The organism is Mycobacterium sp. 1274756.6, from assembly GCF_001668625.1.
Lineage (GTDB): Bacteria > Actinomycetota > Actinomycetes > Mycobacteriales > Mycobacteriaceae > Mycobacterium.
The window spans coordinates 124,846-148,154 of record NZ_LZLJ01000060.1 but is presented as its reverse complement, the minus strand read 5'-3'; the positions used below and the strand labels follow the sequence as shown (position 1 = coordinate 148,154).

At 71.7% G+C, this 23,309-nt stretch carries 17 protein-coding genes, 1 pseudogene and 1 riboswitch; of the genes and pseudogenes, 6 read left to right on the top strand and 12 right to left on the bottom strand.

Annotated features, from left to right (window positions below; translation table 11 throughout):
* Positions 1–85: 85 nt before the first annotated feature.
* Positions 86–952, top strand: a complete 867-nt coding sequence (locus A5643_RS08260; RefSeq protein WP_066853781.1) for an SDR family NAD(P)-dependent oxidoreductase — start codon at positions 86–88, stop codon at positions 950–952.
* 30 nt (positions 953–982) lie between these two features.
* Positions 983–2,575, top strand: a complete 1,593-nt coding sequence (locus A5643_RS08255) for an FMN-binding glutamate synthase family protein (protein ID WP_066853779.1) — start codon at positions 983–985, stop codon at positions 2,573–2,575.
* 347 nt (positions 2,576–2,922) lie between these two features.
* Here A5643_RS08255 and A5643_RS08250 read toward each other — a convergent pair.
* Positions 2,923–3,879 (bottom strand): annotated as a pseudogene (locus tag A5643_RS08250) (esterase family protein); the annotation flags it as partial.
* Between the two features lie 220 nt (positions 3,880–4,099).
* On the opposite strand from A5643_RS08250, the gene A5643_RS08245 reads away from it, so the two are divergent.
* A complete protein-coding gene (locus tag A5643_RS08245; RefSeq protein WP_066853777.1) occupies positions 4,100–4,444 on the top strand; it encodes a type II toxin-antitoxin system HicB family antitoxin in 345 nt (114 codons plus the stop codon).
* Between the two features lies 1 nt (position 4,445).
* Here the strand turns inward: A5643_RS08245 and A5643_RS08240 are convergent, their stop codons facing one another.
* From A5643_RS08240 to A5643_RS08230, 3 genes are read right to left on the bottom strand one after another with little or no spacing between them, the layout of a single operon-like run.
* Entirely contained in the window at positions 4,446–5,480 is a 1,035-nt protein-coding gene (locus tag A5643_RS08240) for a DUF2804 domain-containing protein (RefSeq protein ID WP_066853775.1), read from the bottom strand.
* 9 nt (positions 5,481–5,489) lie between these two features.
* Complete coding sequence (locus A5643_RS08235; RefSeq protein WP_066853773.1) at positions 5,490–6,653, bottom strand: SRPBCC family protein; 1,164 nt, start codon at positions 6,651–6,653, stop codon at positions 5,490–5,492.
* Between the two features lie 31 nt (positions 6,654–6,684).
* A complete protein-coding gene (locus tag A5643_RS08230) occupies positions 6,685–7,194 on the bottom strand; it encodes a metallophosphoesterase family protein (RefSeq protein WP_066853771.1) in 510 nt (169 codons plus the stop codon).
* Positions 7,195–7,299: 105 nt separating this feature from the next.
* Here A5643_RS08230 and A5643_RS08225 point away from each other — a divergent pair, with 105 nt between their 5' ends.
* Positions 7,300–8,772 carry a protein adenylyltransferase SelO gene (locus A5643_RS08225; RefSeq protein WP_066853867.1) on the top strand — a complete coding sequence of 491 codons (1,473 nt, stop codon included), beginning with the start codon at positions 7,300–7,302 and terminating at the stop codon, positions 8,770–8,772.
* 4 nt (positions 8,773–8,776) lie between these two features.
* On the opposite strand, the gene A5643_RS08220 is transcribed toward A5643_RS08225, so the two are convergent.
* Positions 8,777–9,661 (bottom strand): universal stress protein, encoded by an 885-nt coding sequence (locus A5643_RS08220; RefSeq protein WP_066853769.1) that lies wholly within the window; start codon positions 9,659–9,661, stop codon positions 8,777–8,779.
* A gap of 104 nt (positions 9,662–9,765) precedes the next feature.
* Positions 9,766–9,877: riboswitch (SAM riboswitch) on the top strand.
* A gap of 37 nt (positions 9,878–9,914) precedes the next feature.
* Here A5643_RS08220 and A5643_RS08215 point away from each other — a divergent pair.
* Together A5643_RS08215 and A5643_RS08210 are read left to right on the top strand one after the other, a co-directional pair.
* On the top strand, positions 9,915–11,342 hold the full coding sequence (locus A5643_RS08215) for an ADP-ribosylglycohydrolase family protein (RefSeq protein ID WP_066853767.1): 1,428 nt from the start codon (positions 9,915–9,917) through the stop codon (positions 11,340–11,342).
* On the top strand, positions 11,339–11,944 hold the full coding sequence (locus A5643_RS08210; RefSeq protein ID WP_066853765.1) for a hypothetical protein: 606 nt from the start codon (positions 11,339–11,341) through the stop codon (positions 11,942–11,944). The genes A5643_RS08215 and A5643_RS08210 overlap by 4 nt, the downstream gene beginning before the upstream one ends.
* A gap of 9 nt (positions 11,945–11,953) precedes the next feature.
* Here A5643_RS08210 and A5643_RS08205 read toward each other — a convergent pair whose 3' ends face one another.
* From A5643_RS08205 to A5643_RS08175, 7 genes are all read right to left on the bottom strand, one after another.
* On the bottom strand, positions 11,954–12,175 hold the full coding sequence (locus A5643_RS08205; protein WP_066853764.1) for a hypothetical protein: 222 nt from the start codon (positions 12,173–12,175) through the stop codon (positions 11,954–11,956).
* Between the two features lie 34 nt (positions 12,176–12,209).
* On the bottom strand, positions 12,210–13,613 hold the full coding sequence (locus tag A5643_RS08200; RefSeq protein ID WP_066853762.1) for a DEAD/DEAH box helicase: 1,404 nt from the start codon (positions 13,611–13,613) through the stop codon (positions 12,210–12,212).
* A gap of 246 nt (positions 13,614–13,859) precedes the next feature.
* The gene (locus tag A5643_RS08195; RefSeq protein WP_066853760.1) at positions 13,860–14,726 is read right to left on the bottom strand and encodes an acyl-CoA thioesterase; all 867 of its coding nucleotides are present in this window, start codon (positions 14,724–14,726) and stop codon (positions 13,860–13,862) included.
* Positions 14,727–14,755: 29 nt separating this feature from the next.
* Positions 14,756–19,627: a cation-translocating P-type ATPase gene (locus A5643_RS08190; RefSeq protein WP_066853759.1), complete on the bottom strand. Its 4,872-nt coding sequence runs from the start codon at positions 19,625–19,627 to the stop codon at positions 14,756–14,758.
* A gap of 388 nt (positions 19,628–20,015) precedes the next feature.
* Positions 20,016–21,104: a hypothetical protein gene (locus A5643_RS08185; protein ID WP_156628668.1), complete on the bottom strand. Its 1,089-nt coding sequence runs from the start codon at positions 21,102–21,104 to the stop codon at positions 20,016–20,018.
* A gap of 22 nt (positions 21,105–21,126) precedes the next feature.
* Positions 21,127–22,683 (bottom strand): AAA family ATPase, encoded by a 1,557-nt coding sequence (locus A5643_RS08180; protein ID WP_066853756.1) that lies wholly within the window; start codon positions 22,681–22,683, stop codon positions 21,127–21,129.
* A gap of 9 nt (positions 22,684–22,692) precedes the next feature.
* The gene (locus A5643_RS08175) at positions 22,693–23,295 is read right to left on the bottom strand and encodes a hypothetical protein (RefSeq protein WP_066853754.1); all 603 of its coding nucleotides are present in this window, start codon (positions 23,293–23,295) and stop codon (positions 22,693–22,695) included.
* Positions 23,296–23,309 lie beyond the last annotated feature (14 nt).

Here is a 23,309-nt window from a genome sequence, read left to right as displayed (position 1 = left end):
CGGTCAGGGGGCGTGAGGTTGCCGGCCGGCCGACGCTCGGCCCGTGCCTTCTCGCCCCGCGTTCCACCCCGGAAAGGAGCACGCTGTGTCCGCTTCCCCGCCCACCGCCGGGGATCGCCGCACCGGACGTGAGCGGGTCGCGCTGGTCACCGGGGCCAGCCGCAGCGTGGGCAAGGGCATCGCGGTGGCGCTGGGCTCGGCGGGCTGGACGGTGTACGGCACCGCGCGCGGCCCGGTCGGTGTCGACGGGCCGCTGGACGCCACCGCGGCGGCGGTCACCGAGCGTGGCGGGCACGGCATCGCGGTGCAGTGCGACCACCGTGACGACGAGCAGATCGCGGCGCTGTTCGCCCGCATCGCCGACGAGCAGGACGGGCGGCTCGACCTGCTGGTCAACAACGTGTGGGCCGCCCCGAAGGGCTTCGCCGGGTTCAACGAGCCGTTCTGGCGCCGGCCGCTGAGCGACTGGGATTCGCTGATCGGGGCGGGGCTGCGCGCCCACTACGTCGCGGCGGTGCACGCCGCGGGGCTGGTGGTGCCCCGCGGTGCCGGGGCGATCGTCAACATCTCCTCGTTCGGGACCCGCGGCTATCTGCACTCGGTGCTCTACGGCATGTCCAAGGCCGGGTTGGACAAGATGACCGCCGACATGGCCGTCGACCTGCGCGACACCGGGGTGAGCGTGCTGTCGCTGTGGCCGGGGCTGGTGAAGAACGAGGCGATGATCGCTTGGGGGGTGGAGGAATTCCACGGCTTTTCGCTGGCCAACGCCGAAACCCCGGAGTTCATCGGCCGGGTCGTCGTCGCCCTGCTCGATGACCCCGACCTGGCTGCCCGCAGCGGCCAGACGTTGATCACCGCGGAGGCCGCGCTGGACTACGGGATCACCGACGTCGAGGGCAACCAGCCCGACTCGCACCGGCAGTTCTTCGGCGGCGGACCACTGTTCTGAGTCCCGTCGGCGTAGTCTGCACACTGACTTATGTACCGATTTCTGACGTTCGCGGCCCTCGGTGTCGTGGCGGTCGCGGCGGGTGTGGCGGCGGTGTTCGCCGCGTGGCCGTGGTGGTTTCTGGCCGGGCCGGCCGCGCTGCTGTTCGCGGTGGGGGCCTACGACCTGACCCAGCGGCGGCATTCGGTGCTGCGCAACTATCCGGTGCTCGGGCACATGCGCTATCTGATGGAGGCGTTGCGCCCGGAGTTGCAGCAGTACTTCATCGAACGCGACTACGACGGGCGCCCCTTCGACCGGGAACGCCGCACGATCATCTACGAGCGGGCCAAGGGCATCCACGCCGAGCAGGCGTTCGGCACCGAACGCGACATCGACGAGGTCGGGTATGAGCACCTGGCGCACACGGTGGCGCCGGTGCCGATCCCGGCCGAGCCGGCGCGGGTGATCGTCGGCGGCCCGGATTGCCGGCGGCCGTATTCGATGGCGCTGCTCAACGTTTCGGCGATGAGCTTCGGGGCGTTGTCGCCCAACGCGATCCGTGCGCTGAACAAGGGCGCGGCGCTCGGCGGGTTCGCCCACGACACCGGGGAGGGCGGGCTGACCCCGTATCACCTGGAGAACGGCGGGGACCTGGTGTGGGAGATCGGCTCGGGCTACTTCGGGGCGCGCACCCCCGACGGGCGGTTCGACCCGCAGCAGTTCGCCGACAAGGCCGCGCACCCGAACGTCAAATGCCTGTCGCTCAAGCTCAGCCAGGGCGCCAAACCCGGGCTGGGCGGGGTGTTGCCCGCGGCGAAGGTCAGCGACGAGATCGCCCGCTACCGCGGGGTGCCGGCCGGGGTGAAATGCGTGAGTCCGCCGTATCATTCGGTGTTCTCCACGCCGCGAGAGCTGATCCGGTTCATCGCCCGGATGCGGGAGTTGGCCGACGGGAAACCGATCGGGTTCAAGCTCTGCGTCGGCACGCGGTTGGACGTGCTGGCGATCTGCAAGGCGATGCTCGCGGAGGGCACCGCCCCGGACTTCATCATCGTCGACGGCGCGGAGGGCGGCACCGCCGCGGCGCCGCTGGAGTATGAGGATCATGTCGGGATGCCGCTGACCGATGGGCTGATGACCGTGCACAACGCATTGGTGGGCACCGGGTTACGGGACCGGATCAAGCTGGGCGCCAGCGGCAAGGTGGCCGGCGCCACCGACGTCGTCAAGCGGCTCATCCAGGGCGCGGACTACACCAACGCCGCGCGCGCGATGATGATGGCCGTGGGCTGCATCCAGGCGCAGCGCTGCCACACCAACACCTGCCCGGTCGGGGTGGCCACCCAGGACCCGAAACGCTTCCGGGCGCTCGATGTCGCGGACAAGAGCGTGCGGGTGCAGCGCTACCAGGAGGCGACGGTGCATCACGCGATGCAGATGATGGGCTCGCTGGGCGCGCACCGGCCCGAGGAGCTCTCGCCGCACATGCTGCGCAAGCGGGTTGCGCCGACGATCGTGCGGTCCTACGCCGAGCTGTACGAATGGCTGGAGCCCGGTGTGCTGCTCGCCGAACCGCCCGAGTCGTGGGCCGACGTGTGGGCGGCCGCCAGCCCGGACGCCTTCGGGTTGCCGCGGCGCTAGATCGTCGGGTAGCGCTGCGGGACTTGCTGGTACTGCGGCGGGTACTGCTGCACCGGGTACTGCTGTGGGTACTGCTGACCCGGGTACTGCTGTGGGTACTGCTGGACCGGGTATTGCTGCGCCGGGCCCGGGCGGGCGGGGTACTGCTGGGTGGGCAGCTGGCCGGGCACCTGCTGGTTCGGGACTGGCTGCCCCGGAACCTGTTGGCCGGGGACTTGCTGCCCCGGAACTTGCTGACCAGGGGCCTGCTGCCCGGGCACCTGTTGCCCGGGGGCCGGCTGGCCCGGCACCTGCTGCGGCTGCGGGTTGGGCAGGGCGTCGTTGGGCGCGTCCGGCGCGGGGGTCGCCGGCGCGGCGGGCTCGTCGGCGCCCACCCCGAGCACCCGGATGAGATCGGGTTTCATCTCCTGCAACTGCTGGCCCCAATAGCCCCAGCTGTGGGTGCCGTTGGCCGGGAAGTTGAACACCGCGTTGCGACCACCGGCCGCCTGGTAGAGCTTCTGGAAGTCCTTGTTGCTGCTGACCGTGATGTTCTCCAGCACCTGCGCGCTGTAGAGGTTCGCGCCCCCGCCGCCGTCGAGGTCCGAGGGGGTGCCGCTGCCGCAGTACACCCACACCGCGGTGTTGTTGGCCACCAGCCGGTTGACGTTGACCGTCGGGTCGTTGCGCCGCCAGGCCGGATCGTTGGCCGTGCCCCACATGTCCACCGAGTTGTAGCCGCCGGCATCCTTCATCGCGAAGCCGATCAGCGTGGGCCACAACCCCTTCGACGGGTTGAGGAACCCCGACAGCGACCCGGCGAACACGAACTGCTGCGGGTGCCAGATGGCCAAGGTCAGCGCTGACCCGCCCGACATCGACAGGCCCACCACCGCGTTCCCGGTCGGGGAGACCTGCTTGTTCGTCGACAACCAGGCCGGCAACTCCTGGGTCAGAAACGTCTCCCACTTGTAGGTCGTCGTGCCGGCCGAGCCCTTGGCCGGCTGATACCAGTCGCTGTAGAAGCTCGATTGCCCGCCGACCGGCATGACCACCGAGATGCCCGAATCGTGGTACCACTCGAACGCCGCGGTGTTGATGTCCCAGCCGTTGAAGTCGTCCTGGGCGCGCATCCCGTCGAGCAGGTACAGCGCCTTGGGGCCCCCGCCTTGGAACTCGACCTTGATGTCGCGGCCCATCGCCGCCGACGGGACTTGCAGATACTCCACCGGCAGGCCCTCCGGCGAGAACGCCGCTGCCGGGGGAACCGCCAGCACCCCGGCGGTCAGTGCGGCGCCGGCCAGCCCGGCCGACAGGCGCCGCAAGCGGGTGCGCGTTTTCGCCGTAACCCCTCGCGTCCAAAGCGTCCGCACGTGCGTCCCTTCCGTCACCGGTGTCGTCGGAAACTAACAACGCACCCCGGGGTGGGCCGGGACGCCACGCGGCCTGTGATCGGCTTGTGATGTCGCCTCAACTGCCCCATCCGTACCTGTCCGGGCAACGAGTGACTTGTCGAATGCGATATCGCATGCGCTACTACCTGGGGTGAGCCACTACACCTACCGCGCGGAATGGGCACCGGAGCTCGGTGAATACGTCGGACGCTGCATCGAACTGCCGGAGTTGACCGGGCGGGCACCGACGATGCGGGCCGCGCTGCTCGACCTTGAGGAGGCGGTCGAGCAGTACCTCGCGGACCGCGAAGCCAGCGGATATCCCATTCCGCGGCCGCTCACCGAGCGCACCTACAGCGGTACGTTCGTCGTTCGCACCTCACCGGCACTGCACGCCCGCCTGGCCGTCGAGGCCGCCGAGCAGAACGTGTCGATGAACCAGTGGGTGGTGCAAAGACTTGCCGACCGGCCGACGAGTCCGCTGCTGGACTGGTGAGCTACCAGCGCATCCGGACGTCCTCCGCCCAGCCCAGTAACCCGTCGATCACAAGGTCGCGGCCGTCGGCGGTGCGCATCCGCCCGGCGTAGTGCCCGAAACACTGGTCGGTGCGGGTGCCCAGCAACCCGATGTCCGCGCGGGCGCGGTGATTGTGAAACGGGGTGAAGGTCAGCTCGACCTGATCGATGCCGATCGTGCGGATCGTCCACGGCCGCAGGAAGTCTGACCGGTCGTATTCCCAGTGCAGGTCGGCGCCGATCCGGGTGAGCCGGCCGTCCACGCACAGCGCGTTCTCGGTGGTGCCGGTCCCGTCGGTCCATTTTCCGCCCAACTGCAGGCCGACGACGTGCCCGCCGGTGCGGCCCGACGCGGTGCCCCAGTTCCACGACGCCGAGCGTGGCCATCGTCCGCGGCCGTGATCCAGTGTGCCCCAGGCGTCGTCGCCGAATTCGTAAACCCGCTGGCCGATGCGCACGCTTCCGCGTGCCGGGCGGGTGTTGTGCTTGGAGGTGTACTGGAAGCGCTGCGCGCTCCACGGCACCACCACGCTGAGGCTCTCGTGGCCGTCGGGCAGCCCGACCAGCAGATCCACCTCGACCGGGGCGCCGCGCAGCGTGGTGCAGCGCGCCGTGAGGCGGGTGCCGCCGTCGGCGGCGCTGATCGCGGTGCGCAACCCGAACCGTCCCGGCCGATCGGGGCCGAACGTCACGTCACCACCGGCCGGGGTCCCGGCGATGTGCCCCGGCAGCCGCGGCGTGCGCGACGGCGGCCCGAGGGTGGCGCGGGTGAACTCGGGGCCGGTGTAGTCGAAGACGTACAGCGCGTTGAGCGACAGGAAATCCAGGTCCGCGACCGTCAGCGCGACCAGATGCGTCGGGCTGGTCACACACCAGTGCTCCCAGCGTTTGGTGCGGCCCCAGCCGGTCAGGTTGCCGCGGTGCAGCGGGCGGCGCGACCAGCCGACCGCGGCGGGGTTCAGCGTGCCGTCGGGCAGACACAGGTCCACCGGGTCGGTGATCTCACGGTCGGCCATCCGCCGAGCCTAGAGCCGGTGGCCGTGGTCGGTGGGTGCCGGCGGGTCCGGCTCGGCTTCGGTGTTGGGGCGGCCCTGCTTGAACGCCGCCAGCCGGCGTCGCGGGATGTCGTAGTAGCGGCGCATCAGCTGGTCGCGCAGCTCCGGGGGCAACACCGCGCGGGCGGCGCGCAGCCAGGTGGGGGCGTAGCGGCGGGGCAGCTCGGCCATCAGCCGGTCGGAGGCGATGCGGAAGACGGCCGCCATCCGCAGGTAGTCGGCTCGGAAATAGACGTAATCACAGGACTCGGCGAAGTCCTCGACGTAGGTGTCGTGCAACGCCCGCGGCAGATCGGCTTCGATGTGGGCGGCCACGCCGAGCAGCAGCGCCTGCATCATCTGCTGCGCCGACCCGGTGGCCCCGGCGCGTTCGGCCAGCCCCCACGCCTTGGCCCACGGCTTCTCGGTGGGCTCGCCGCGTTCGAAGGCGAGCAGGTTCTTCCGGTACAGCTGGTGGAAGCGCGGGATCAGCCGCAGCACCCACTCCGGGTTGTCGGCGCGCCCGGCCCGCAGGTGCGCCAGCTGTTCTTCGGTGACGTACTGGTAGACCCGAGCGAACCACTGCTTGGGGTCACCGGCGGCGGCCAGCCTGTCGGCGATCGCGCGCTGCTCGGCCAGGACCGCGGCGACCTGCTCGTGCAGGGCGGGCAGGTCGCGTTGGGCGAGATGCCGTGGCGGCGGCAGGGGGGCGGCGGTCGCGGTCGGCGCGAGTTCGGCCAGCCGGTGCAGCGAGCGGCGCAGTTCGGGGCCGATCAGCCGCTTGCTCACCGCCGCCAGCCCGGGCACGGCGAAGCGCAGCACCACCTCCCAGCGGATCGCGCAGCCGGTGTCGCCGGCCGGGGTGATGGTGATCGTGCCGGTGTGTTCGCGTAGCGCGGCGACCCCGCCGACGACGGTGTAGCCGAGCCGGTGCGGCGGCTCGGCGGCGTGGATGACCTCGGTGAGCCGGGCCGCGCCGCGCGGCAGCAGCACCCGGCGCAGCGTGCCGACGCCGTCGGGGCGGCCCCGATCGCCGGCGTCGATGAGCTCGATGCGGGCGCTGGACCAGGTGTTCATTCGCTCGGGGTCGGTGAGCAGCGTCCAGACGACGGCCGGGGGCGCGGCGACCGGCTGCTGCACGACCAGGGTGACCATAAAGACAACCTGTGTTGTCAGGCCGGTGCTGTCAACCCCGCCGCGCCCGATCCAGCCGGTGCAGGGTCACGTCGGCCAGCGCGCCGGCGTCGATCCGGGCGGTCAGATAGGTGCAGTGCGGCTGGCGGCGACGGTCGGTCGGCGAACCCGGGTTCAGCAGCCGCAGCCCGGTGCTCGCGGTGCTATCCCAGGGGATGTGGCTGTGCCCGAAGACCAGGACGTCGGTGTCGGGGTAGGTGCGGGCCATCCGGGCGTCGCGGCCGGCGGCGGCGCCGGTCTCATGTACGACGGTGAACCGCAGCCCGTTCAGGCTCACCTCGGCGCGCTCGGGCAGCCGCCGGCGCAGTTCGGGTCCGTCGTTGTTGCCCCAGCAGCCGATCAGGCGCGCCGCCCGGGCCTCCAGCGCGTCGAGGAGGGCGACGTCGACCCAGTCGCCGGCGTGCAGCACCACATCGGCGCGGTCCACCTCGGCCCAGACCGGCGCGGGCAGATCCTTGGCCCGCTTGGGCACGTGGGTGTCGGCGATCACCAGCAGCCGCATACCCGCCGAGCTTACGTCCGCGCCGGCACCCTGCCGTGGCGCCGCCCGTAGGCTGGAGGAGTGAGCACTGAAGAAGTGAGCACTGGAGAAGTGAGCACTGGAGAACTGGGCGCCGGAGAACTCGGCGCGGCGACCACCGTGGCGCTGGACAACCGGTTCGCTCGCGAACTGCCCGAGCTGGCCGTGCCCTGGCAGGCCACCCCCGCACCGAACCCGAAGGCGCTGGTGCTCAACGCGCCGCTGGCCACCGAACTGGGCCTGGACCCCGCCTGGCTGACCACTCCGGCGGGCACCGGCCTGCTGGTCGGCACCACCGTGCCCGACGGCGCCACCCCGGTCGCACAGATCTACTCCGGCCACCAGTTCGGCGGCTACGTGCCGCGCCTCGGCGACGGGCGCGCACTACTGCTCGGCGAGTTCCCCGACGGTCGGGATCTGCACCTGAAGGGCTCCGGGCCGACGCCGTTCGCCCGGGGCGGGGACGGACTGGCCGCGGTCGGGCCGATGCTGCGCGAATACGTGATCAGCGAGGCCCTGCATGCACTCGGCGTGCCGACCACCCGCGCGTTGGCGGTCACCGCCACCGGCGGCATCGTGCACCGAGAGTCCACGCTGCCCGGCGCGGTGCTGGCCCGTGTGGCCGCCAGCCACCTGCGGGTGGGCAGCTTCCAGTACGCCGCCGCTTACGACCACCACCGCCCCGAGGCCGAGGTGGTGCGTCGGCTGGCCGACCACGCCATCGCCCGGCATTACCCGGACGCCGCCGGCGCGGACAACCCGTACCGGGAGCTGTTCTCCGCGGTGGTCGCCGCGCAGGCCGCGCTGGTGGCGCGCTGGATGCTGGTCGGGTTCATCCACGGGGTGATGAACACCGACAACATGACGATCTCCGGGCAGACCATCGACTACGGGCCGTGCGCGTTCATGGAGGCCTACGACCCGGCCACCGTGTTCAGCTCCATCGACATGGCCGGCCGCTACGCCTACGGCAACCAGCCGGGCATCGCGCAGTGGAACCTGTCCCGCTTCGCCGAGACGCTGCTGCCGCTGCTGGCTGAGGACACCGAGCAGGCCGTCGACTGGGCGGTCGGCATCCTCGAGGGGTTCCCCGACCTGTACGAGAAGACCTGGTCCGCCGGGATGCGCGCCAAACTCGGCCTGCCCGAGGACCTTCCGGCCTCCGAAGCGGCGAGCCTCATCGAAGATCTGCTCGCCTTGCTGCAGCGTAACCACCGCGACTACACGTCGTTCTTCCGCAGCCTGGCCGCGGTGGCCCGCGGATCCGCCGGTGCCGACCGGGCCGCGTTCACCGACCCGGACTCGTTCGGCCCGTGGTTCACCCGCTGGGCTGCGCTGCGCCCGGATCCGGCGGCGATGGATCGGGTCAACCCGATCTACATCCCGCGCAACCACCTGGTGGAACAGGCGCTGACCGCCGCCACCGCAGGCGATCTCGGGCCGGTGGAGAAGCTGCTGGAGGCGGTGCGCTTCCCGTATGAGCCGCGGGCGGGCCTGGAGGTCTACGCCGAGCCGGCACCGGCGGAATTCGGCCCGTACCAAACGTTCTGCGGCACCTGACCGGTTACCGGCGCGCCACGATGACCGGGGCGTGCGACGCCTGCGCCAACGCGGTGCTCACCGAACCCAGCAGCATGCCGGCGAACCCGCCGCGACCGTGACTGCCCACCACCACCAGCTGCGCCTCCTCCGACAGGCTCACCAGGTTCGACGTCGGCTGATGCGGTTCGACGACCCGACGCACCCTCACGTCGGGGTAGTGTTCCTGCCAGCCGGCCAACCGTTCGGCGAGCACCCGCTCGGCATCGGGACGCATTGCCGGCCAGTCGAACTCGACGTAGTCGAGCACCTCCACATCACTCCAGGCGTGGAACGCGACCAGCTCCACCCCGCGCCGCGACGCCTCGTCGAAAGCGATCTCGGTGGCCAGTTCGGAGACCATCGACCCGTCCACGCCGAGCACCACCGGCAGCGGCGACGGCGGCAGCACCGCCGGGACGTCTCCGGGAACCACCGCCACCGGGCAGCGCGCGTGGTGGATGAGCCCGGAGCTGACCGAGCCGAGCAGCAGTCGGCGCAGCATGCCGCGGCCGCGGCAGCCGACCACCACCAACCGGGCCTCCTTGGACAGCTGGGCCAAGGTGGGCACCGGCGCGGCGAAGAAGACGTGGGTGTCGACGTGCGGGTGGGCCGGTCCGGCCTCCTCCTCGACGACGGCGAGCGCCTCGTCGAGGATCTGCTGGGCGCCGTCGCGTTGCCGTGAGCCCGGGTCATCCGGCAGGGCGGCGACCGGTCCGCCCAGGGCCAGCACATTCCACGGCGGGGTGTCGATGACGTGGATGATCGTCAGCTTCTCCCCGCGCAGCACCGCCTCGCCGGTGGCCCAGCGCAGCGCGCGTATCGCCGAGGCCGAGCCGTCGAAGCCGACCACGATGCCCCGATCCGCCACGGGCGCCTCCTCTCGGTGTCCCAAGCTATCACCGCCAGCCTTCCAGACTTTGGTGTTTGCCCAGGTCATTCGGCTTGTCGGAGTGGTCCGCTATTCTGGGGGTGCTTCATGAGTGGCCGTCGCCAAGCTCCGACTGGGCGGCCCGCCAACCCCACGCTCGTGGGTGGCTCGGATGACGAAGCGACCGGCGCCAACCGGCACCGGTAAGAGCGCCTCCTTTTTCGGAGGCCCGTCGGCCTCGAAGGAGGACGCCATGAACGCTATTTTCCGTGACCGCGCCTGCGGGGCGCTGCTGGGCACCGCCGCCGGTGACGCCCTGGGCGCCGGCTATGAATTCCAGGGCCCGCGCCGCGCCGATGAACCGGTCGCCATGATCGGCGGTGGGCTCGGCCCGTTCGCACCCGGCGAATGGACCGACGACACCGCGATGGCGATCGCCATCGCCGAGACCGCCGCCACCGGGGCGGATTTGCGCGACGACGCGGCACTCGATGTCATCGTGCGGCGCTGGGCGCAGTGGTCGGCGACCGCCAAAGACGTTGGGGTGCAGACTCGTACCGTACTCGCGACGGCAACCACCGCGCAGGCCGCCCGGGCCGCGTCGGCCGCCCTGCACGCCCGCACCGGGCGCACCGCGGGCAACGGGTCGCTGATGCGCGCGGCCCCGGTCGCGTTGGCCTACCTCGACGACGAGGCCGGCCTGGCGCAGGCGGCCCGCGCGGTCAGCGACCTGACCCATCACGATCCCGACGCTGCCGACGCCTGCGTGCTGTGGTGCGCGGCCATCCGCCACGCCGTGCACACCGGTGAGCTCGACGTGCGTATCGGGTTGGGGCTGCTCGACGCCGAGCGGCGCGGCCTGTGGTCGGCGCGGATCGAGGAGGCCGAAGCCGCCGGGCCCGCCGCCTTCACCGCCGGCAACGGCTGGGTGGTCGCGGCGCTGCAGGCGGCCTGGTCGGCGATCGTGCACACCCCGGCGGGGGTCGACGAGCCGGGCGCCGGGGTGTTTCGGGCCGACCAACTGCGCCGCGGTTTGGAGGCCGCGGTACGCGGCGGCGGGGATACCGACACCGTCGCGGCGATCGCCGGCGGGCTGCTCGGAGCCGCCCACGGTGCCGCCGCGGTGCCGGGGGAGTGGCGACGGATCCTGCACGGCTGGCCGGGTCTGCGCACCCGCGGGCTGGTCGCGCTGGCCGACCGGATCGTCACCCGCGGTGCGCCGGACGGTTTCGACTACACCTACGGCGGCTTCCGGGGTTCACCGGCCGTGATCGCGCACCCGCACGACGACCGGGTCTTCATCGGTGGGATCAGCGCGATCGGAGGCCTTCCCGAGCAGATCGACGCGGTGGTGTCGCTGTGCCGGGTGGCCGACGAGGACCTGCCCGCGGGGGTGGAACAGCTCGATGTGCGGTTGATCGACCGCGACGGGGAGAACGCCCACCTGGATTTCGTGCTGCTGGACACCGTGCGGGTGATCGAGCAGCTGCGCGAGGAAGGGCGCAGTGTGTTCGTGCACTGCGTCCAGGCGCACAGCCGCACCCCGACGATCGCCGCGCTCTACGGCGCCCGCCGCGCCGGCATCAGCGCCGACCAGGCGCTGCGCGAGGTGGTCGCCGTGCTGCCGGAAAGCTACCCGCGACACGAGTTCCGGTCGGCGCTCGGGCGGTTGGCGCCATGAGCGGGTTGAGCGCGGCCGACGCGGCGTTGCGCGATCGGCTCACCGAGCTGTGCGTGCACATCCCGTGCGGCAGTATCCGCGGGCCGGTGCTGCGGTTCATCCCGCGGCGGCCGGAGCGCCCGGTGCTCTGGCAGTCCTGCCGGTGTGAGGACGACCCGGAGGTGTGGGAGGACAGCGACGTTTCCCGGGTGCAGGATCTATGCCTGATCTGCTTTCGCGGCACCGCCGGCGGGCGGTCGCGTTGGGCGTGGCATGGCTGCCCGGATTGCGTCGACATCAACGTGGCGCTGGGGCGCGCCTGGGGGGTGCAGCCGTTCCGGCTGGGCCGGCACTCCCTGATGAACGGCGTCGGCGTCCGCGGCGGCGCTCCACCGGCGGTGCAGGCCGAGGACACCGCGCGGCTGGTCGAGTTCGCCCGCGGCGACGGTCGGCTGCGGGACTGGCGCCGACGCGAATACCGCCGGCTGGCCGCGCAGTTCGACCCGCTGGCCGACATCCCGGTCCGTGAATGGCAACAGGTGTGGCCGCCGGGGCGGGCCGCCTCCGCCGACGCGTTCGCCCGGCTGCTAGACCGCGAGCTGCCGCTGCGCCCGCCGCGCTAGTGCGGAACGTTAATAGGGGACCCTGCCGCGGCGGGGCGTTCGGTCGCGGCGGTCCTGTGCGGTGGCGCCGACCAGCAGCGTGGTGAGCGCCAGGCCGGCGACCACGGTCGCGGTCAGGGCCAGCCCGGTCGCACCGAGCGTCATCGCGACATAGCCGAGGATCGCCGAGATGGCGAACGTGGCCAGCGCGGGGACCAGCAGCGGCGGGTGTTGAGGTCGGTGAGCCGTCATAGCCGTGAAGCTACGACAGCGCTCTGACACGTCCTTACGACGAGCGGGCGCCGGCCGGGCGCGCGGCGCGGCGCCGCTGCCGCGGGGCCGGGGCGCTGTGCCCGGTGCGCGGGGCGGTCTGCCCATTGGCCGCTGCGGTGCGCCCGGTGGCCGGGGCGGAGTGACCGCCACGCTGCCCGCCGCCCTGCCCAGCCCCACCGGGACGGCGGCGGCGCCGCGGCTTGGCCGCAGCTTTAGCGGCCGGCGGCTGTTTCGGGGCCGGCGCCTGGTACGGCGCGACCTCACCGACCAGCGCGGTCACCGGTGCGGAGTCCGCGGCGACCTGCTGGGGGCGGGCGGTGATGCCGGCCTTGCGCAGCAGCACCGAGGCGTCCTTGCGCTGTTCGGGCAGCACGATGGTCACCACATCCCCGGCGCTGCCGGCGCGGGCGGTGCGCCCGGAGCGGTGCAGGTAGGACTTGTGCTCCACCGGCGGGTCCACGTGCACCACCAGGTTCACGTCGTCGACATGCACACCGCGCGCGGCGATGTCGGTAGCCACCAGCACCCGGGCGTCGCCGTTGGAGAACGCCGCCAGGTTGCGGTCGCGGGCGTTCTGGGAAAGGTTGCCGTGCAAGTCGACTGACGGAATACCGGCCTCGGTGAGCTGGCGGGCCAGCTTGCGGGCCTGATGCTTGGTGCGCATGAACAGGATCCGCCGGTCGGTGCCCGACGCCAGGGTATGCACCAGCTGTTTTTTGGCGCTCGCGTCGGCGACGTGGAACACGTGGTGGGTCATCGCCGCCACCGGCGAGGTGACCTCGTCGACGGCGTGGGAGACCGGGTTGCGCAGGAACCGACGGACCAGCGTGTCCACCCCGTTGTCCAGCGTGGCCGAGAACAGCAGCCGCTGGCCGTCTTTCGGGGTAGCCGACAGGATGCGGGTGACGCCGGGCAGGAAGCCCAGGTCGGCCATGTGGTCGGCTTCGTCGAGCACGGTGATGCGTACCGCATCCAGGCTGATCAGCTTCTGGCGCATGAGGTCTTCGAGCCGGCCCGGGCAGGCCACGACGACGTCGACGCCGCGGTTGAGGGCGTCGACCTGCCGGTTCTGCGACACCCCGCCAAAGATGGTGGTCACGGTCAGATCGTTGGCGGCGGCCAGCGGTTTCAGGGTGGCGGTGATCTGGGTGGCCAGCTCGCGGGTGGGGGCGAGCACCAGCCCGGTCGGGCGGGCCGGACGCCGGCCCGTGCGAGTCAGCCGGGCGGCCAACGGAATCGAGAACGCCAGCGTCTTGCCGCTGCCGGTTTTACCGCGGCCCAACACATCCCGGCCGGCCAGCGTGTCGGGCAGGGTGTTGACCTGGATGGGGAAGGGGGCTTGGATGCCCGCGGTGGTCAGGGCGGTGTCGATCGGGGCGGGCACGCCCAGATCGGCGAACGAAGGTACAGAAGTCATGGTGATACGAGGTGCCTTTCAGGCATCGGGTGTGCGCAGCGGTGATGCTGTCGGCACAGAATGGCGAGATTGCCGGTGGGCAAAATCGATCGCCGCGAGAAGAGCTTGTGCGGGGGCACGGATCACCAGGGTGATGCAACGTTCCGCGACGTCGCCGGCATTGATGCCGACACTGCGAGGAAGTCTATCGGAGGCCGCGCCGGTTCTCGCGGTGCGACCGGCCAGATGTGACCGATCACACCGGGGTCAGGTTCTGCCGCGGCCGAAGTAGAGCTCCTGGGTGGCGGTACAGACCAGCTGGCCGGACCGGTTGTACATGGTGGCACTCGCTAACCCGCGCCCGCCGACCCCGCTGGGGGAGACCTGGTCGGAAAGCACCCAGTCGGACAGGTCCACCGGCCGCTGGAACCACAGCGCGTGGTCGATGAGCGCGTTGAAGACGCTGACCTGGGTGGCGCGGCGCTGGGTGAGGGCCGCCTCGACCATCGTGGTGCCGGTCAGATAGGTCAGCAGACAACTGTGCAGCACCGGGTCGTCGGGCACCGGGCCGGTCGGCTTCCACCACAGCCGGGTGCGCGGCGGCGCGGCGGGCAGATCCTGGGCCAGCCGCGGCGGGGCGTCGATGTAGCGCAGCGCGAACGGGCGCTCGCGCACCCACAGCCCGTCGAGCTCGTCGGCGTAGTCGGCGAGCTGGTCCTGCACCGGGGGGAGGGTGTCCGGGTCGGGGACGTCGGGCCGCGGCTGGTGGTAGTCGGGCGCCTCGACCGGGGCGGTGAACGAGGCGAGGGTCTCCAGCAGGATCTGGTCGTCCTGGTGCGCGGTGACCTGCCGGGTGGCCAGCGTGCCGCCGTCGCGGATCACCGCCACCTGCAGATCGACCGGCCGGCGGGCGTCGCCGGCACGCACGTAGTAGGTGTGCGCGCTGTGCGGGGTGCGGCCCGGCGCGGTGCGCGCCGCGGCCATCAGCGCCTGGCCGGCGATGTGCCCGCCGACGATGTGGTGGGCCGGGTTGTCCAGCTGGGTGGCGCGGAAGTGGTGCTCGGTGAGCTGCTCGACGTGCAGGGTGGCGATGATGTCGGCCAGCTCGGGGTAGCGGTAGGACACGCCAGCCATGATGCAGGGTGCGGTTTCCCGGCCCGCGGTCAGTCGACCCCGACGTGCTCGGCTGCACCGGGCTCGGCCCCGGCGTGGCCCGCGTCGGCGGGTTCGTCGTCGGACTCGCTCATCCCGACCGTTCGCGCCACCACCGCGGGGGCCAGCACCGACAGGGCGGTGGCCGCCCCGGTGGCCGCGCCGACTCCAGTCCAGGCGACCGGTCCCAGCGGGGTGCAGCCGAAGAACTGGCTGACCCCGGGGGTCTGCACGATCCCGACCAGCACCACCGCGCTGCCCAGCGCGGTGGCCACCACCAGCGGGCTGTGCCGGCGGGTCAGCAGCGTCTGCAGCAGCTGGGTGCCCACCAGCGCGGTCAAACCCATTGTCGCGGTGCGCCGTTCGGTTCCGGGAGTCCAGCGCCCGATCGCCCAGGCGCCGGTCGCGCCGACGGCGGTGACCGCGCCGCGGATCACGATGTGGCGCATCAGCGAGGTGTCCAGCGACGGCGCCGGCGCGGACAGCACCGCCCGCTGGTGGGCCCACTCTTCCGCCTCGTCCTCGGGGTCGACCGCGGTCTCGCCGTTGGCGGGCTCGTCGGGCTGCGGGTACTGCGGGGTGACCGCGACCGCCAGCGCGGGGAACATGTCGGTGAGCAGGTTGACCAGCAGCAGTTGCCGGGTGCCCACCGGGGACCGCCCGGAGCCCAGCGCGGTCCCGATCACGGTGAACAACACCTCACCGACGTTGCCGCCGACCAGGATGGAGACCGCGTCGCGCACCCCGGTCCACATGCCGCGGCCCTCCACCAGCGCGTCGAGCAGCACCCCGAGATCGTCCTCGGTCAACACGATGTCGGCGGCGCCGCGGGCCGCCGAGGAGCCGCGGCCGCTGACCCCGACACCCACGTCGGCCATCCGGATCGCGGCGGCGTCGTTGGCGCCGTCACCGACCATCGCCGTCACCTGACCGCTGCGCTGCAGGGCGGCGACGATCTGCACCTTCTGCTCCGGGGTGACCCGGGCGAAGACCTGCGCGTCGGCGGCCAGCTTGGTGAAGCCCTCCTCGTCGAGCACGGCCAGCTCGGCCCCGGTGACCTCCCGGGCGTCGGCGGGCATTCCCAGCTGGCGGGCGATGGCCCGGGCGGTGATCGGGTGGTCGCCGGTGATCAGCACCACCTTGTGGTCGGTTTCGACCAGCGCCTCGATCAGGGGGCGGGCCGAGGGCCGCAGCGTGTCGGCCAGCCCGACGAAGCCGACCAGCTCCAGGTCCCGAGCGACCGCGTCGACCGCGTCGGCGTCGGTGTCGGCCTCCTCGGTCGGCCCGTCCCAGCCGCGCTGCGCCACCGCCAGCACCCGCAGGCCCTGCTCGGCCAGCTCGGTCACCAGCGCCTCGGCGTGGGCGTAGGCAGCGTCGGGGTCGGCGTCGGGGTCGGCGAACCGGCACCGCGGCAACACGACTTCCGGTGCGCCCTTGAGCATCAGCAGCGGCGGCTCGTCGGCGGCGCGGCCGATCGTGGCGGCGTAGCCGCGGTTGGATTCGAACGGCACCTCGGCGAGCACCGTCCAGGCCGGCTCGTCGCCGGCGCCGGGGAGATCGGCCGCCGCGGTGAGCACCGCCTCGTCGGTGGCGTGGGCGTGACCCTGGCCGTCGCGCGGCTGGGTGCAAGCCCGCGCCGCGGCCCGCAGCGCGCGGGTGTCCAGCTCGCCGAGGTCGGCCGGGGTGGCGGTCGGCTGCACCGAGCGCACCACCTTCAGCCGGTTCTCGGTGAGCGTGCCGGTCTTGTCGAAACACACCGTCTCGATGCGGCCCAGCGCCTCCACCGCCCGCGGGGTACGCACCAGCACGCCGTGCCGGGAGAGCCGCTGGGCGGCGGCCAGTTGGGCCATCGTCGCCACCAGCGGCAGGCCTTCGGGGACCGCGGCCACCGCGATCGCCACCCCGTCGGCGACCGCCTGGCGCAGTGTTCCGCGGTGCAGCAGCGCCAGGCCGGTCACCGCGGCGCCGCCGGCCAGCGTCAGCGGCAGCACCTTGGTGGTCAGTTCGCGGAGCCGGGCCTGCACCCCGGCCGCGGTCTCCACCCCGGCGAGCGCCGAGATCGCCCGGCGCGCAGCGGTTCCCGCGCCGGTGGCCACCACGATCGCCCGGGCGTGTCCGGCGACGATCGTGGAGCCTTCGAACAGCATGCTGGCCCGCTCCCGGTCGCCGACCGCGACCGCGTCGACCTGCTTGTCCACCGGCACCGACTCGCCGGTGAGCGAGGACTCGTCGACCTCGAGGTCCTCGGCGGTCAACAGCCGGGCATCGGCGGGCACCACGTCGGGAGCCGCCAGGTCGATGACGTCGCCGACCCGCAGTGCCTTCGCCGACACCGCGACCGTGCGCTGCCCGGTGCGGGCCGCGTCGAGCCGGCGCCGGGTGGTGGCCACCGGCGGCAGCACCACCCGACGGGCCGGGGTGTCCTGCTCAGCGAAGAGTTCGGCGACCGCCGCCTCCGCGCGCAGCCGCTGCGCCCCGCCGACGAGCGCGTTGACCGCCATCACCCCGGCGACCAGCAGCGCGTCGACGTTGCTGCCGACGATCGCCGACGCCGCCGCACCGACGGCCAGCACCGGGGTCAACGGATCGGCGAGTTCCTCGCGGGTGGCCGCCAGCAGCTGTCCGGCGCGGGTGGCCGGGCCGCGCAGCGGCGCCAGCGCCGGATGGTCGGCGAGGTCCTCGAGGGCGCGGCGCCAGCCGGGCGCGCCGACCTCGACGTCCAACGGCCGCGCCGAGCCGGTCAGCCGCGAGTAGACGATCTCGGGGTCCAGGGCATGCCAGGCGGTCAGCGGCTGGGGGGTCGGGTCGGGCTGGCGCAGCACCTTGCGCGCGGACAGCGAGCCGAGCAGGATCGCGGCCGCCCCGGCGGCGTTGACCGGGTCGAGCCAGCGGCGCAGCGTCAACGGGCCGGGGCTGCTGCGGGAGTCGCCGGCCACCAGCAGCAGCCCGGCGAGCGTGCTGCCGCCCTGGGCGAGTCGCACGGCCGCTTCGCTGACGTAGCGGGCCGCGGGCAGCGCCGACAGGATCCGCACGGCGGCCGCCAGGTCGGTGCCGGTGATGATGTCGGCACTCCACGGGGTGGCCGCCTGCGGGTCATCGAGCGCCACCGCGACGTCGGCGATGGCCAGCGCGGCCAGGGTGTCGGTGGAGGCGAAGTCGCGGTGCAACGCGGTGATCAGCAGCACCGGTCCGCGGTCGGCGCGCAGCTCACGGACCAGCTTCAGCAGCGGCGTGCCGGGCGGATGGCTGGCGGCGACGCTGCCGGTCAGATCCTGGGTGCCGGCCACATGCCGCAGCACCACCCGCGCCCCGGTCCGGTGGGCGGTCTGCAGCAGCGGCACCGCGAACGGGTCGACCTCCCAGCCCACCTTGACCCGGCCGACGGTCTCACCGTCGACGATCAGGTCGGCGCGCTCCAGGCCCTGCACCGGCGCCGCCGACGGCTCGGCGCGCACCCAGCGCAGCCGGGCGCCGGTGGCCGGCAGCTCGTCGGGGTCGGGGTCGGGGGCCTGCTCGCCGTGCAGCAGCGCGTCGGCCACCTCATAGACCCGGTCCTCGTCCCAGCCCGGCAGGTCGCCGCGGGCGTGCAGCACCGCGCGGGCGTCGCCGCGCAGCGCCGCCCCGTCGATGACGATCACCTTCACCCGGTCCATCCGGCGCAGCGCCCCCGGGTCCAGCACCAGCTGGCCGGTGTCGGCCAGGCCGCGGCCGAGCACCGCGCCGAAGGCCTGCCGGCCCAGATAGGCGCCTTTCGGCACCCCGGCCAGCACCGCGCCGGCCGCCTCGTCGGCGCCGCCGCCGGCCAGCAGGGCACCGGCGGCGGCGACCAGCGAGGCGTTGGCGGCCTGGTCGGTGTAGGACTCCACCGGCCCGGACATCGAGCCTTTGGCGGTGTCGATCGCCGAGTCGATGGCGCCGTCGACCACCACGTGGGAGGCCTCGCCGGCGGCGGTGGCCGCCGACTGGTGTCGGGCGGTGTGCGATCCCGCCCCGGCCGAGGAGATGATCGGCACCACCGCGGCCTGCGGCCGGCGCGGTGACGCCAGCTGCGGCTCCCGGGCCTGCCAGCGGCGCCGATGCGCCGCCGCCTCGGAGACCTGCAGGCCGCGCTGGGCCAGGTCGACCAGCGGGGTGCCCACCGCCTGGGTGAGTCCGTAGGCGGCCGCGGTGGTCGCCGCCAGCGCCAGGTCGGTGCCGACCCGGCCCAGCCGCGACTCCAGCATCGACACGATCCGCGGCTGGTTGCTGATGGCGGCCGCCGCGCCCCGGGCGGCCAGCGGCGCCATCGGCAGCCGGCCGAACCAGCCGGTCACCGCCGCGCCGATGGCCACCACATCCATGGCCGCGGCGGTCAACGGCACCAGCACCGCCAGCGGGTTGCCCGGGTCGGCGAACGGCGCGGTGCGCGGCGCCGACGGTGAGCCGCGTCGACCGACTTGCTTGGCCACCGCGGTGACACTGTCGCTCACCGCCGCGAGCACCCGGTCGCGGTCGGCGTCGGGGGCGATGTCGACCACCAGCCGGCCCAGCGCGCCCTCGACGTGGGCGCTGGTCACTCCCGGGATGGCGCGCACCGGTGTCTGCACGGCGTCGGCGTGCTCATGCCAGCGGGAGAACGGCAGCAGGGGTTCCAGGTCCAGGTGCACCCGGTGCCCGCTGCGCCAGCGCACCGGCAGCGCCGAGCCGGTTTGTGCGCCCCGCAGCTGACCGGCGGTCTGGTTCACTGCCTCGATGACCGGGCCGAGGATGGTCTGGACCGTGTCGGTGGTGCTGTCGCGCAGCCACGCGGTGCTTTCGGCCGCACCGGTGACACCGGCGCGCAGCAGCTGGGCCGCGCCGCCGGTGATGCCGCCGACGAGGGTGGTCACACCCGGGACTGCCATTGCCTCACTCCTCGCGGAAATCCGCTAACAAGCCGTACGGCGTGCTCGCCGTCGGGTCGGCGGCCGGTCCACGGCGCTCCGGGCCCGGCAGTGGTGCGGCACGCTCACGATCGCTCAGAGCCCACGAATTTCGCGACGCGTACCGGCCCTGTCGAGCATATCGGGGTGAGGCGGCTGGGCGGTCCGAGCGAGCGTGGTTCTTTCGCGTTGAGTCTGCGGTGAGGGCGCGGTTTCGGCGCAAAGCCCGGGTGGGCGTCGCCGTCAGCGCAGGGTGAACGGCTTGGGGGTCCGGGTCTTGGGCTCGGACGGCTGCGTACTGGTGCTGCTGGGTAGCCGGACGGCCGGAGGCGACGAGGGCCATGAGCCAGCGCCGCGCCCAAGCAGTGGCCTAGCGGAACTGCGTCGTCCCCTCGATACCGTGGGTGTTGCTGATGACCTTCGCGTAACAGTGGTCGGCGTCAAGACCGCTCCACTCGCACCAGTCGATCGCCCCGTCGGGCGACGAATGCGGCAGCCCGACCACCGTCACCCACCAGGACGGACCGCTGAAGGTCCGCCAATCGCCGGACCGCACCAGTCGCACCTCGTCGTAGCGCTGCCGTAGCGTCAGGTGCTCCGCGAGGATATCGGTGTAGTTCCACGTGATGCCCTCGGCGACCAACCCCAGCTCCTTGGAGCTGATCTGCGGAACCCATTGGTTCTCCAGGCTGCTGCTGACGATTGAGCGGTCGGTATCGGCGAGATCGATCAACCCGGATTCCGCAGCGTCTTCGGCGGTGCCGTATTGCGGTGACACCACCCCCGTAGCGGTCAAGGTCGTCGCGTTCGACGACGCGGCGGCGGGGGAGACCGATGTGCCGCTGCCGCGGGCGAACAGAGTGATGTGATTCGACAACAGATCCGGTGGACGCCAATATGTCCCGGCCGGGAAGACGAACGTTCGAACCGCGCCGGTGTCGGCGGGTATGGCGACCGCGTCGGAAAACAGATCGAAGGTCCCGGCGGCCACGTCACGACCGGAGTCGGTCACGACCAGTTCGAACGCGGGGTCATACAGCAAATCGCCGGCCTCGCAGCTCGTGGTCAACTCGACGGTCACGGCGAGCCCCTCGGAAGAAAGGCCGATTCTCGTGGCATGCAGTTCCGTCGGCGTTGAGCACGCTTGTTGCGGTGTGTTCCGGCCCTGGTCGGATCGGGCAGACCCGCTGTCTGCTGAATCCCGTTTCGTGTATATGGCTGTTGCGGCAAGCACTCCGATCAGCAGCAACGCGACGGTTGCGATGGCCGCAATCATTCGGGGCTGGAGGCCGCCGTTGCCGGTTCGGTCGCGCGCTGGACGTCGGGGTTGCCAGGTTCCACCCGTCGACGCGGCCCGGTGCGGTCCGCCCAAACCGATATCGGGGTAGCTCGAGTCGGACTGAACCGGCGGTACGGCATCGCCGCCAGACGACGATGTTGGCCGCTGCGAATCGGTCATCACCTAACCTCGGTCTTCCGTGCTAACCGGTCACGACGACGCGGCGCGGTCCGCCGCCAGCCGTCTTGGCGTCGGCGATGCCGCTGCGTCCCGCGGGCATGGCACGTTCCTTGCCCCAGGCCCGGATCGCGGCAACTTCTTCGGGATTGGTCCGGCTGAACGGAATGACCGAGGCGAACGTGGCGATGACGAATTCTTCAGACGGCTGCGGCTCACGACGTCGAAATGACGCCGAGGCGATCTGGTGCACCGCCCACTCCAGATCAGAGCCGGCGAAGCCCTCTGAAACGGTGACCAACTGCTGGAGTAACTCGGGGTCGGGCACATAGTTCAGGTAACGGTCGAAGTAGAGCCGGATGATCTCCGCTCGGTCTTCGGGGTCGGGCAGATCGACGAAGAACAGCTCATCGAAACGACCCTTGCGCAGCAGTTCCGGCGGCAGGGACGACACGTCGTTGGAGGTGGCCACCATAAATACTTTGGACGTGGATTCCTGCAGCCAGTACAGGAATTGCCCGATCAGCCGACGGGTGACGCCGCTGTCGCCACCGCCGGAGCCGGCGAGCGCTTTCTCGATTTCATCGACCCACAGCACGCACGGCGCCACCCGGTCGGCCATATCAAGCGCTTCTTTGAGCCGGCCCTCCGACTGACCGACGTACATGCCCAGGATCGACGCCATGTCGAGCCGATACAGCGGCAAGCGCCACTCGCTGGCGACCGCCTTGGCGCTCAGTGATTTCCCGCAGCCCGGCACGCCGACCAACAGAACGCCCTTGGGTGGGTGCAGGGCGGTTCCGCTCAGATCCGAACGGATCAGATCGCCCTGCTCGGAAAGCCATGACCGCAGAGCGCTCAGCCCGCCGATCCGGCCATCCTGCTCCTTCAACTTCACCCGCTCGATCCCACTGGCCTCGCCGAACATCTGGTCTTTGAACTCCGAGAGCTCGGTGGTGTCGTCGACGGTCAAAGACCCCTTCGCCAGCAACGTGGTGATCGCGTTGACCGCTTGCCCCTCGCTGATTCCCAGCAGGATTTCCGCGGCTTGACGAATATGGTCGCCATCCCACTCGATGGGCATGACTCCTCGGTGGTCGTCGACCAACGCCGTGACCAGCTCCGTCATCTCGCCCAGATCAGGCAAGTCGACGGTGACCGTCATTCCGAGACGGGTCAACCCCGTCCACACCTGGCCGCCGGTGACGATGATGATCGAGCCCTGGCGTTCGTTGGCGATCCGTGCCACCTCCGCCACGTAGCGTGCCGTCGACGTATCGTCGTTGATGTCTTCGACACCGAAGAAGACGAAGTTGGCGTTACTGCGTGAGTTGAACGCGGCGGCCGCGTAATCCAATGCGCCGACGAACGATCGGTCCTCGATGGCCTGGGTCTGGCCGGAAAGCTCCAACAGTCCCTGCGCCATCGACCAGCGGTAGAAGCTCATCTGCTGGAAGCGGGCGGCGACATCGCGCAGCAGGTCCAGGGCCCGAGCGGTCTCCACAGTGCGCACGATGATGACCGGGACCCGGGCTTTCAGATAACGGGTGATGATGTCGGCCGAATCGACCAGGTTGGGCATGATGGACTCTCAGTGGTCGGAGGAGGGTTGGGGGGCGCCGTCGGTGAGCAACACCCTCCGGCGGTTGTTGCGTCGAGCGGTCGTCGGTGGGGCTGCCGTGGGTGGCGGTGCAGCGGCGGCCGGCGGTGCGGACCGGGCTGTGGCCGCCGCGAACAGCGATTCCAATGGAAATCCGGGTCCCAGTATCGCGGTGAGGCTGTTGTCACGCACCACCCGCAGAAGACGTTCGCGCCCGGCTGAGATGGCGTTGCGGGCCGGTGTGGTGATGGCCTCTTCGAGCTCGGTCTGCAGACGCCGAATGTCACTGGCCACTCCGTCGTAGAGCGGTTCGCGGAGTTGTTCCGGCAACCCGGGGTGTTGGGCGAGTTTGATGCGTCGGGCGAGTAGGCGGCGCAGTTCCACCAGGGTGCGCGCGTAACCGTGTTCGTCCCGCGCGGCGGCGAAGTCACGTTGAAGCCGCTGCTGCCAAGTCGACATCACGTCCTGTTGGGCTGACATCAGATGGCCGATCAGACGCTCGTATGCCGCCGGCGGCAGTGAGTCCGCCTGCAACGAAGGCAAGTTCGTCAGGTCGTGGCGAGGGTCCTTGGCCCACTTCCGCAGCGCCAGCACCCAAGCCTCGTAGG